The 12777-nt window shown below is 36.8% G+C and carries 9 protein-coding genes; 5 read left to right on the top strand and 4 right to left on the bottom strand.

Features of this window, described 5'->3' with window-relative positions:
• Positions 1-47 precede the first annotated feature (47 nt).
• Genes IPK14_03890 through IPK14_03905 form a run of 4 tightly spaced genes read right to left on the bottom strand, consistent with a single transcriptional unit; the run spans position 48 to position 7665 of the window.
• Positions 48-4442, bottom strand: a complete 4395-nt coding sequence (locus tag IPK14_03890; protein ID MBK7992566.1) for an AMP-binding protein — start codon at positions 4440-4442, stop codon at positions 48-50.
• A gap of 47 nt (positions 4443-4489) precedes the next feature.
• Positions 4490-5254, bottom strand: a complete 765-nt coding sequence (locus IPK14_03895) for a Uma2 family endonuclease (GenBank protein ID MBK7992567.1) — start codon at positions 5252-5254, stop codon at positions 4490-4492.
• Between the two features lie 43 nt (positions 5255-5297).
• The gene (locus IPK14_03900) at positions 5298-6959 is read right to left on the bottom strand and encodes a DUF2088 domain-containing protein (protein MBK7992568.1); all 1662 of its coding nucleotides are present in this window, start codon (positions 6957-6959) and stop codon (positions 5298-5300) included.
• Between the two features lie 43 nt (positions 6960-7002).
• Complete coding sequence (locus IPK14_03905; GenBank protein ID MBK7992569.1) at positions 7003-7665, bottom strand: HAD family phosphatase; 663 nt, start codon at positions 7663-7665, stop codon at positions 7003-7005.
• Positions 7666-7950: 285 nt separating this feature from the next.
• Here IPK14_03905 and IPK14_03910 point away from each other — a divergent pair, with 285 nt between their 5' ends.
• From IPK14_03910 to IPK14_03930, 5 genes are read left to right on the top strand one after another with little or no spacing between them, the layout of a single operon-like run.
• Complete coding sequence (locus IPK14_03910) at positions 7951-8598, top strand: SAM-dependent chlorinase/fluorinase (protein ID MBK7992570.1); 648 nt, start codon at positions 7951-7953, stop codon at positions 8596-8598.
• A 2-nt stretch (positions 8599-8600) separates the two neighbouring features.
• On the top strand, positions 8601-8774 hold the full coding sequence (locus tag IPK14_03915) for an SAM-dependent chlorinase/fluorinase (protein ID MBK7992571.1): 174 nt from the start codon (positions 8601-8603) through the stop codon (positions 8772-8774).
• A 6-nt stretch (positions 8775-8780) separates the two neighbouring features.
• Positions 8781-10076: an exonuclease SbcCD subunit D gene (locus tag IPK14_03920; protein ID MBK7992572.1), complete on the top strand. Its 1296-nt coding sequence runs from the start codon at positions 8781-8783 to the stop codon at positions 10074-10076.
• A 33-nt stretch (positions 10077-10109) separates the two neighbouring features.
• The gene (locus IPK14_03925; GenBank protein ID MBK7992573.1) at positions 10110-12518 is read left to right on the top strand and encodes a DnaJ domain-containing protein; all 2409 of its coding nucleotides are present in this window, start codon (positions 10110-10112) and stop codon (positions 12516-12518) included.
• Positions 12511-12765, top strand: coding sequence for a tetratricopeptide repeat protein (locus tag IPK14_03930; GenBank protein MBK7992574.1), 255 nt, complete (start codon positions 12511-12513; stop codon positions 12763-12765). Before IPK14_03925 ends, IPK14_03930 begins: the two co-directional genes overlap by 8 nt.
• The last annotated feature ends 12 nt before the right edge of the window (positions 12766-12777 follow it).

Consider the following 12777-nt stretch of genomic DNA (forward strand, 5'->3'; position numbering starts at 1 on the left):
TAATCCAAAAATTATGTTGTTATAAAGCTCTCAAATAACTCTAATTTCTACATAATATGCTCTGCAAATTCGACTTTATCAGACTCTAGCTTCCATTCTTGCTTTAATTTTTCTATATTTAATCGTCCATCGCCTCCATCACGCATATCTTCAACAATACGTTTTATGACATAAGCAATTAGACGGTAAGAGTCTGATTTAGGCATTCCTTGAGCAAGTTTTTCTACAATTTCATAAGAAATAAACGGGCCAATTGCTACTTCTAAATCACGTTTTTTAGGAATTACAGTTCCTTTTGGCAGGGCTTCAAAAGTCCCACCTAAGTAAATAGGTAATATTCCTACTTTATGATGTAGAGCTAAATAACCTAGAGTAGGCTTAAAATCTTGGATTTCGCCAGACACTGAGCGAGTGCCTTCTGGGAAAATCAGCATATTATAGCCTTGTGATAGGTAATTGCCAGCCCACCGCAAGGATTTGCGAAGCGATCCGCTACGATCTAACGGGACAACATTTGTAAAATTCTCAAAATAAGCGCGTTTATATTTGTTATCAAAGAAATAATCTGCTGCTGCTAGGGAAACAAGCTCTTTTCCTGCTTCGCCTAGAGCTATTTTTGTTAGTCCCATATCCAAATGTGAAGCATGGTTTGGGGTGACAATAAAGTTAGTATGTGTAGGGATATTTACTTCACCCCTAATTTCTGTATCAAAAAGCTTTTCATAAATTAAGTTTTGGCCTAGGTCAATTAGCTTGCTACCCCATTCTGCTACAACAGGTGGGATATAAATTTCGTCGTCTTGGTCATCAGCCTTATCTTTTTTGGATTCGCTTTGTTCGCGTCGTGCAAGTTGAGTGCGTTTAACTAGGTGCGCTAGTTCGCGCATATCTGTAACTCCGGTTAAAGCGTCTGCCGATGGGAAAGAACCTCCAGCAGCCTCAATTGCAACGCCTAATTCCGTATACATCAAGCTATCAAAACCTATTTCAGCAAGTTTACTATGAATATCAATCGCTGCTCGCGGCTTGCCTGATACAGAGGCGACAACATCAAAGAGCCAGCCTAATTCATCCTCTGCGCCCGTTTCGCGTGCTGCTGAGGCGACTTTAACCATTTTTTGCAGCCGGATTAGCATGTCTATTACTTCACGTCGTTTAACTTTGCGTGTAGCGGTGCGAGGTAGTTCTATGTCTGTAAATTGCAGTACTTTAACTCTTTTATGAAACGGTTGAGCAACAGAAATTTGGCGGAAATGTTCCTCAATCTTGGCTCGGACGTGATCGCGTGTTAAGTCGGCATCTCGTTCATAATCAGGAACTGCTAAACAAGCAACTCTCTCGGCTGATCCATCTGGTAGGCCAACAACGCTTAATTCTTTGATAAACTCAAAATCTCCATAAAGTTCTTCTATTTCATCTGGATAAATATTTTTGCCATTATTATCAACAATTACATCTTTAGAACGTCCCATTAAATAGAGATTTCCATCTTCATCAATCCGCCCTAAGTCGCCTGTATGAAGCCATTTATCAATTAGTACAGCTTTTGTTGCCGCCTCATTTTGATAATAGCCAAGCATTACATTTGGCCCCCTAGCCACAACTTCACCAACCCCCCGATCATCAACATTAATAATATTTATATCAATTCCAGGCAAAGCTTTTCCAACGCTACCAGCTAACATTTTATTGCTACGACGTGTCACGGTTAAAACTGGCGAGGCTTCAGTGAGTCCATAGCCTTCAAGCATAGTAAAACCTAGTCCATGAAAGCCTTTTAGCACATTTTCAGATAGTGCAGAGCCGCCGCTAATTAGATAACGAATATTGCCGCCCAAGCCTTTATGAACAGGATAAAACATTACTGGGCCTAAGTTTATTGGGGTCTTATCTCTGAGTTTGCTGTTAAAATCCATCATGGTTTTAACTATTCGCTCTAGCCAAATAGAACGGTCTGAAAACTTATTCATAATGCGACGATGTAGCAACTCCCAAAGTGCTGGAACTCCAACAATTGCAGTAACATGCTGCTCTTTTAGTGCGTCTGAAAGTGCGTCCCCTGTTAGCTCTGTTAGGTAAGTAATTTGTGATCCTGTGCTAAGTGGGGTAAGAAATCCGGCTGAAAATTCAAAGGTATGATGCAAAGGTAAAACACTTAACAAGCCGTCATGCTCATTTAGGTCAAAAACGCTAGAAAGTTTTGACACTAAACTAGTAAAATTACGGTGTGAGAGCATTACGCCTTTTGGCACGCCTGTTGTGCCAGAGGTAAAAATAAGCGATGCCATTGCATTTGTAGAAATTTTTGTTGGCAATTTAGCAATATTTTTCTCTTCTACCTCTTCATCTTCAATTCTAAAGACTTCGTTGAACGTCCAAATCTTGGTGTTTAGACCTGCATGCTCTAATTTTTCCTGTAAATCTAAAAACTTATCGATTAATAGATTTTCACTAGTGATAATTGCTGTAGGAGTTCCAGAGCGAGAGATATTAACAACTTCCTCTATGGTTGATTTAGAGTCTACTGGAATACAAACTGCGCCAGCTTTTAGAATAGAAAAATAGCTCATTCCCCATTCAGGACAGTTTTCCGCCAGCAACATTATTCTTTCGCCAGAATTAACACCTTTACTAACTAAAAATGCTGCTCCTCTGATTGCAATCTCTCGTAAATCTGCATAAGTGTAGCGTTCTTCTACGCCGTCGCGCTCAATTCGCATTGCAACACGGCGAGCATTACGCTTAGTTGTAGTCTCAAAAAGCTCTATTAAATCGCGGTAGGTGTAAACTCGTTTAGGTTTTTCCTCTAAATCTTCCTCAAAAGTAGGAAATACCCATTTTTCTAGCCCTGGGATATGAATTTCCAACCAGTATTTATACCAATCTATTTTTTCAGGTTGCCAGGAAAGCAGATGTTTTTCATCAGGGAAAATACGCGCTGTTAATTTTCTGATGTTATCAGCACGAAAAACATATTGATTTTCATTGGTAAAGGGTCGGAAAAGGTCAAAAGCTTCTTTGGTTTCGCTAGTAAATTTCTCTATTTTATCGACGCTTTCTTTTACTTGGTCAATAAATTCTGTAACTTTGCCGCCGCCCCAACTTGGCCTAACTTTATCTAGCCAGCTAGAGACTTTTTTAGCCGCTTTGTTATACATTGGAAGCGAGGTATTTTCAAAATGACTTGTGGTAACTGTACGGGCTTCTAATCTAGCAATCAGTTCATTAAACCATTTATTGCCAGTTTCTTTTTCTTGGAAATATTTGCGTTTATAAAGCCCTAGCAGCGTAACAATTCGCTCCATCCTATTAGCATTGCTATCACCGCTAGCAAGTTGAAAAACTTCATGTGATTTTTCTACACAAACCTGTGCAGCAGTGGCTAGCACACCTTCAGCAATATAATCTACAGGAATAATATCTAGTATTAGTTTATTTTCTGCTGGAAACTTGGTTTGCCCTTTAAGAGCAAGAAAAATTAGGGGTGCAGTTGTTGTAAAACCTTCATTCCAACCTGGAAAAGGAAAGGATTCTGAGCTTTCAACAATTGATGGTCGCACAATCGCCCAAGCAATATCATTTTCTACAGCAACAACTTGTTCACCTAAGCTTTTAGTATAAGTATAAATATTGGGCCAGCCCCACCATTTAGCCCTTTCAACGCCTAAATCTGTCAATCGTTCACGGATCCAAACCTTGCGTTCACGTGCAATTGCTGTTTGCAAAGTGCGTTCGTCGTCAGGATCTCGCTTTTCTTCAATTAGCCGAAGTCGGGCTTCTTCTTTAAACTTAGCGTTAATTACTACATCATTAGACTCGTCTTGAACACGGCGTTTGATGGCTTCACAGTCGCGCAATTCTTTTTCAACAGAAAAATCGGCTGTTAATTCTTGGCGACGTGGGAAATAGCCAATTACCGGGTCACTTTCCCAAACCGAGCCAGAACGATTTCCAGCAACAAAACAAGTTGACACATGCACTAAGGCAGGTCTTTTCATTCGTTTAGCAAAAGCTACTACATTTTGCGCTCCAACGACATTTGTTCTTAGTGCTGCATCTAGGGCAGGATTAAAAGTAACATTACCTGAACTATTAATAATTACGTCAACATCATTAGCTAGCATTTGGGCAAAATCTTCTGAATAACCCATATTATTTTCGCTAATATCCCCACCAACAATAATAACTTTTTCCCGCAAAAAGCCTTCAAAAGCATTTCCATAGCGTTCTCGCAGTAGGTCAAAAACAGGCGAGGAATTAATAATATCCCAAAACCTTGCCGCGCTATCAGAATCAGAGCCAGCCCGAACCATCATATAAATACGGCTAACATTAGGAAAGCGAGAAAGTAGCATACACAAGCAAACTTTACCTAAAAAGCCTGTGCCACCTAAGAGGAAAATTTTTTTACCATTAAAAATTTCTGTGGGAGAAAGTTGCATATCTATAATTAAAACCTTTGTTTATAAAGCTTTGTGATTTTGTAAATCTAAATTGAATCTGGATCAATACCTAATTGCCGCAATTTTTCTTTTAAGCGTTCTTTTTCTATTCGTTCTTGCTCAACTTTAGCTATAGCTTGTTCTTTTTCTATTCGTTCTTGCTCGACTTTGGCTATAGCTAGCTCTTTTTCTTTACGTTCCTGATTCAATATTCCAACTACTTCTTGGAAAGTGTGAAAGACTTCTCCTGTAGGGTGGAATATTTTTAATTCTTTTTCCGACAGTTGAAACCGAATCCCTAATAATGGGCTAGTCCAACCTCCAACAAAATTTACTAGTGTTAGCCCGCTTTCATTTCTACACCAAATAGAAAGTTTATTATTGTGTGGATCATAAACGTAATATTCTTGTACTTGGTAAGTGCTATAAAAGTCTAGCTTTTTAGCCATTTCCTTGACACTATTGCTATTTGAAAGGACTTCAAAAACTATTTGTGGAGCAATATTACCTTCCTGCCATTGCCGATAAGAAGAGCGATAACCCTTTGGACGACCTAAAGCTACCATCACATCAGGAGCATAAACTATTTTAGGGTTTCCTTTTACTGGATACCAAAAAACATCTGCAGCAATAAAATCATTTGGCAACAATGTTTCTAGTCCTTCTTTAATTGTCACCATCCATTGATATTGTAATGTGTCGTCTGCCATAGGTTTACCATCACTACAAGGGTAAAAAATCCCTTCGTCAAATAGATCTTTTGACCTTTCTAGGTTTTTTAATTCGTCTAAACTTTGACGTTTCTTTGACATAACACTTTCCTATTAAAATTTTTAGAGTTACTAGCTAAAAAAATTAATCTCCAGCAATGGTAATTATTTCTGTTTGAGTTTTTTGCAATTGTTGTTTTGCAGGTTGAGCATCTACATCAGCCATAATAATAGAAGGTTGATGAAACATAGTAATTTCCGCACCTCGCCCATGTTCACCTTTTGCCATTGCAATTGCCTCACTAAGTGAATCTGCACGATCCCAGCCTAAAATTGCTGGAACGTGTGCATTTTCCGCACCTGCAACTATTACCCTGCCAACGTGTTGACGACCATTTTCGCCCCAATACCACATAAAGAAAGGATGTACTCCGTGATAAGCATGTCCACGTCGGTACATTTCAATGTAACTAGGATTATGTGCAAACTCTAATTCATATTTATGACGCAGTTTCATTGCATCCCTAGTTTCAGGCAATAAACGATGGAAAAATTCAATATAGCTAGGGTGGAATTCATGGTCAAAATCATCATAACAAGGATGTGTGATGATCATTGTCCCACCTTTTTTAATAAGCGGCTTACCTCGAAACATATTAAAGAAATAGCCTAAAGCCATTACTTGCACTAAAAGAGGGTTTAGCACAGCATTAACATTGTAGGGAGAAATATGCGGAATACCACAAATTAAAATATCTGCTTGTCCTTTGACTTCTACAGCATATTGTTCAAAGCATTTTTCTAAAATTCTTGCGTGTACAGGTTCAGTTCTACCAGCATGACAGGCGATTAACTCATAATGTGAAGCTATAGAGTGAAAAATCTTGCGTTTAGCTGCCCAAGGAAGTTTCTTTAGTGTCCAACGAATGCTTTCAAATTTTAAGCGGTCTGTAGCAGTAAAATCATCTTCCTTTTTCCCTAAAAAGCTCATTTGTCCGTCATACATTTTATTGTTAAGTGCGGTTTCAATATGAAAAACATTGACATTTTTATCAACTAGTTTACCTAAACGGACACACTTAGTATTTAGGGCTGAAGCTGGTGGATCCATATAGCTATGGCTATCTCGGATGGTTTGCGGTTCATGGTGAGCGCGTAAGCTTTCATAATCACATAATCCAACAGCAACCGACTTATGCCCGCCATCCATCGGCACAAGATTAATATTGACGTAAATTAACAGGTCGCTTTCAGCCGCCCGACGATTAATATTTAGCACTTCGCCATGATCAGTTTTGCCAAGATTAATCATACCCTCGGCCCATTCTGCATCATGGTTATAGTAGCGGTCTGGATAAAATTCTTTATGAATCTTTGACCCTACCATTCTTTTCATTTCGCTTTCGGTCATTCGCCGATGGAGTGAATTAGCAATAATAATATGAATATCATCAATATGATTAGCTGCAAGCATTTCTAAAAGTATTTCTAAAATAGTTTGGCGAATGTCTGGTGTCACCATTGGCGGAAGTGGCAAGCTTATGTCATCTACAGCTATGGTAATTTTCATGCCTGGTTTTAATTGAGCATAAAGCGGCGGACAATCATGAGGATGATTTAGTGCGTAACGAATGGCTGCTTCTCGGTTAGGTAGTCCCTTAATTGGAGGCTTAGGATAAATTACTCGTGTTCCTACTGGAAGATCTTCTAGCAAAAAATCTTCAGCATAAGGAACAATGCGAGGAGCAGAATCATTATCAATATAAACTATAGATTCATCTAGCTTGCGACGTAATGTAGGACTCATAAATTTTTTCTCGTTTGATAAAATTTAGTAAATTTTGGTAGCCTTATTTTAAGTCTAAAATCGGCCAGTCATGATGCAAAGCTGTCACCCGTAATCGTCGGTCAGGATTTACTACGGCTGGATGACCGACTACGGAAAGCATTGGCAAATCGCTCATACTATCTGTATAAGCATAACTATCATTTAGGTTTATCGCTTCGCGCTCTGCATAAGTTCTAATCCAAGAAGCTTTTGTAGCACTAGCTAAAATCGGTGGGAGTAATCGACCTGTAGCACGACCATTAACAAATTCTAAGCGATTAGCAACAAAATCATCCACCCCAAAATAATCCATTAATTGCTTAACCATTATATCTAAAGCACCTGTAATTACTACTTGCCTGAGTCCAAGACTTCGAGACTTAGCAATTAATTCATGCGCTCCAGGAAAAATATTAGGTTTTAGCACATCTTCAAAAAGTTCATCGGCTAAATAACGAAGCCTATCTTCAGACTCGCCTTTATAATGCTTAAAAAGCATATCATTAAAAACTCTACGATTATATTGATCAGCAATAAAAAAGGCTGGCACATTTAGCAATGTTGTAGCTGTTTTAGTAATACTTTGCCAAACGCCTTGTTGGTTTTTAGAAACAAAGTACAAAGCATGTACTAAGTTTGTACTAATCAAAGTTCCTTCTAAATCATAAAATGCCGCAGCAACCACAAATTCCCCTTAATAGTTTTAAATTGAAAAAAAATGATGTTTATCTAAAACAAACGATTATAGCCAAAAAAGCTATCATTTGTGAAACTAGCTTGCAGAAATTTAAGGAAAATTAATTGAGCAATTATTATTGTATGAGTTAATCCCTTTAGCTACTTTTTCATTAGATAAACATTATGCTATGATAGCCACTCAAGACAAAAATCAAGTTAATTTTGCCTAAGCACTCATTTAAATTTTTCCACTTATTAAAGTGTTTTTTTATAATATTTAACACTATTTCTAATGAGTGCTAGAAATGGGATTGCTATGGCTGATAAAAAACAAATTGTTACATTACTTACTGATTTTGGCACCTCGGATCATTTTGTTTCCTCTGTAAAAGGAGCAATGCTTTCTGTTAATCCACATATAGAAATCATTGATGTTACCCACTCTATACCCCCACAAGATATCTTTGCTGGGGCATTTATGCTACGTAATGCTTATAGTGTATTTCCTAGATTTTCTATTCATATGGCTGTTGTGGATCCTGGTGTAGGTAGTTCACGCCGTCCAATTATTGTAATGACAGACAATTATAATTTTGTTGGCCCGGACAACGGCATTTTTAGCTATATTTATCAAACAGAACAGGTTAATAGAGTAATACATATTAATGCTGAACATTATTATCGTATTCCACTTAGTGCAACATTTCATGCACGAGATATTTTTGCTCCTGTCGTTGGGTGGATGACTAAAGGCGTTGACCCTACCAGAATAGGTGAAGAAATTACAGATTATGTAAGATTTAATATTCCTACACCAAAAGAATTTGGCCCAAATTTAATTAAAGGACATGTCTTGCATGTTGATAACTTCGGTAATTGTATTACTAATATTTCCGAGGAAGAACTTACTTATGAAAGAATGGAGCAACAAAAGTTTTAGTTATTAATAATCATCAAATCCATCTTTTCTGTACCTACTATGCAGAATGCCCTGATGGTGAGGCTTGCGCTTTATTTGGTAGTAATGGACTACTAGAAATTGCTGTTCCAAAAGGCTCTGCGGCTCATTTATTAGGAGCAAATCGAGGTACAGAAATAGCTATTCATTTTTCGTAAAAACTTATGACAAAATTCTTACATATTTCTGATATACATTTAGGAATTAAGCGTTATGGTCTAGAAGATCGCACTGTAGATTTTTTCAAAGCCTGGCAAACTTGTCTGCAAAAATATGCAATAGAAGAAAATGTAGATTTTGTTTTAATAGGAGGGGATTTATTTGACCGCCGCCAAATAGATCCACAAGCAGCAAACCATGCAATAGCAATGCTTGAGCAATTAAAGTTAGCAGCAATACCTGTTTTTGCTATAGAAGGAAATCATGACCAACGCGAAACAGGTTCAAAATTTAGTTGGTTGCGTAGTTTATCAAAATGGCGTTTTTTCCATTTAGTTGAACCAGATCAAGATAATGGTCAAATTGTTTATAAGCCTTGGAATGAAGAAAAACATGAAGGCGGATTTATTGATTGTAAAGACGTTAGAATTTTTGGTTCACGTTGGTATGGTGTAACAACAGGTAACGTTTTACCTCAGTTACACGAAGCGATCCGGCCAAATTTACGTGAAGGAGCATATAACGTTATGATGCTCCATACTGAAGTAGAAGGACAATTAAACCGTCCAATTCCAGCTTTATCAACAAATAAGTTGCTACAATTAAAAAATGGTATAGACTATTTAGCTTTAGGACATATTCATAAGAGTTTTACTATAGATAATTGGGCATTTAATCCTGGTTCACTTGAAGCAGCAACAATTGATGAATATAAAGAAACTCGGGGAGCTTACCTAGTAGAATTAAAGGATGGGAAAATACAAGCGCGACTGGTACAGGATTATCAAAAAAGACCTTTTGATTTTTCTGACTTTGATTTATCAGAATTTCCAAGTCCTGATGAAGCAGCAAAAGCTCTAACAGAATTTTTAATTAAAAAATGTCCTAGCAAATCTATTGAACTAGAAAAAGAAAAACAGCCCATCATTGAATTAACCTTAACAGGGCGACTAGCTTTTAAGAGTTCTTTAATGAAATTAGAAGAAATCAAGTCTCAAGTTAAAGAAACAACAAATGTTTTAGAAATCATCTTTCGCAATGAAACTATACCTAATGAATATGCTGTAGCAGCAAATCTAGGTAGTGGAACACCAAAAGCAGAAAGAGAATTACAAGTATTAAAAGATTTGGTTGCTCAAAACCCCCTTTATAGAGAGCGGGCAAATAATTTAGCTAATTTAATTTTAGAAATGAAGCGTCTTACTTTAGCAGGTGAAAAGTCAGAAAAGTTACTAGAAACCCTGGAACAGCAAAATTCTTCTCCTTCTTTAGATCTGGTGGCTAGTGCTAGCACAGATTAGGAATTAACCTTAAAAATCTTTAGGAAAACACTTATGGCTGTCTGCTCTAATGCCCGTTGTTTTCGTCCTAAACCTAGTGATCTAGGGCGTTGTCTAACTTGCAATAGCCTAGTAACTAATACGTTGGTCAAGCAACGTTATGAGATTAAACAGACCATTGGCCGAGGCGGTTTTGGCACAACGTATTTAACCAAAGATAGAGATCGTTTTAATGAGTCTTGTGTCTTAAAAGAATTAAACCTACCATCTAAAGATTTATTTGACTCAGAATTTGACAACGACTTAGACACAGCAGAACGGTTATTTAAGCGAGAAGCTCAGGTATTACTTAATTTACAACATCCAGGCATTCCAAAATTACACGCTTATTTTCATGAGAAAAACTACTCTTACCTAGTACAAGATTTTATTCCGGGTTTTACTTTAGCAGAAGAGGTAGAAAACAATAAGCGAACCTTTGACGAACAAGAAGCCCGTACATTACTTATGGAATTAGCTGATATTTTAGAATATCTGCATAATCAAACACCCTCTATTATTCACCGAGATATTAAACCTCAAAATTTAATGAGACATGCTAGAGGGAAGTTACTTTTAATAGACTTTGGTGCAGTTTGTCAGGCAGCAACTCCTAGTAAAAGGACTTTGATAGGCTCTCCAGGCTACTCTCCACCAGAACAAATTGCAGGCCATCCTGTACCACAAAGTGATCTTTATGCTGCTGGTGCTACTATTTTACGGCTCTTAACAGGACTACATCCTAGTCAATTATTTAATAGCAAGATGCGTAAATTTGAATGGGAAAATAGCACACAAATTAGCCCTAGATTCTCAGTTTTATTAAAACAATTGGTTGCTCAAGACTTTTTGCAAAGAACTCCATCTGCAACAGAATTAAAACACCAACTTTTAGAAATTAGCGATGAAAAACCTAATAAGGAAGTAAAAGCTATAAATCTTGAACCTTATGAACTGCTTACAGCATTACATCAAGAACGAGATACTCAGGATTTTCAAGTTACAATGGAAAGTAACCCGCTACTAAAAGATCCACAGCAATTTAATACCGCCCGATTAGCAGACGAGGTAGGAAATTTAGAACCAATGTCTATACTACATCTGTTACAACGCTTTTATACAGAGCGTTTTACAGGTGAATTAATTTGTAGCAAAGGGTTAATTTCAAAAACCATTTATTTTGAAGATGGCTCAATAATTTTTGCTAATAGTTCTTTATCAAGTGAGCGTTTAGGCGAAATGTTAATTCGTATTGGTAGAATTAGCATTTCTGAATATGAGCAAGCTGCAAATTTGATGAGAATCAAAAAGCTTCGTTTTGGGTCTGCTTTAATGGAAATAGATTGTATTACTCCAGCAGAACTTCGCCCATTTATTGTTACTCAAATAGCTAATATTATTTATTCACTTTTTGAGTGGAATTCTGGTCAGTATGGAATTAAAGCAACACAACCTCAAGCAGAAGCAATAAAAATTCCTGTTTCTACAGCAGATATTATTTTTGAAGGGCTACGCCGTATGGAAAATACGGATATGATAAAAACTTGGTTAGGTGATTTTACTCGTAAAGTTATTTCAACTGATGACCCTTGGATGCTTTATAGAGTAGTAAAGCTCCAACCTAAAGAAGCTTTTATTGTTTCACGCCTTGATAGTGTTATGTCTATAGAGGAAATTCTATCTATAGGAGGATTACTAGAAACAGAAACCTTAAAAACCCTTTGTGGTCTGCTAGCTATAGGGATTTTACAGTGGGCAGATGAAAATAAACCTTCTTATAGAGATATTACTATAGCTAATGTTTTAATTGGCCCGGCTGTATTTCCAAACACATTTGATATACATAGCGCGACACAGTTTTGTTATGAAGTAGAAAATCTACTTAAATTAATAAATACAAGTAACTACTATGAAATGCTATCGTTGTCTCCTGATGCAAATGAAGAAGAAATTAGAGAACGCTATATTTTGCTTGCTAAGAAATTTCATCCTGACCGCAATATTCAACTAGTTAACTATAACTTAAACTTAAATAAAGAGTTAGAAAAGCTATTTCAATATATTAGCGAAGCATATTTAACATTAAGTAATCGGCGAAGTCGAACAAAATATAATAATTCTTTACTTAGGAAAAGTGTTGCTAGCTCAGAAGACTTAAATAAGTCTCTTGCAAATAATAAGACTTTACAAAAGCCCTCTCCACCCACTAAAGAAATAAATAAGCTTGTTGAGGATGCTCCAAAACCTACAGTGCAATCAATTGCAGAACTTCCAACTTTAGAAGCTACGCCGGCATCTGCTTTAATAGTTAATACTAAAGATGATTCAGCAGGACAAACCTGGCTAAAGAAAGGTTTAAGCTATTATAATGATGGTCAATATGAGCATGCATCACGTGCTTTTTTGGGCTGCAACTATGGTTGAACCAAATAATTCAGAATTTCATAGCTATTTAGCCCGTTGTTTAGCAATGCTTTCAGGTTGTGCAGATGAAGCAGAAAAAGAATTTACTAAAGCAATAGAACTTAATCCAAATAATGCAGATTATTATGTGCAACTAGGACTTTTTTATCAAAAAATTAATTTACTAAAAGAATCAGAAAAAATGTTTGATAAAGCATTAATGATTTGTCCTAGCCATTTTGTTGCCCTACGTGCCAAACAATCTTAAGGAAAAACTAAC

The sequence above is a fragment of the Blastocatellia bacterium genome (genome assembly GCA_016713405.1).
Lineage (GTDB): Bacteria > Acidobacteriota > Blastocatellia > Chloracidobacteriales > JADJPF01 > JADJPF01.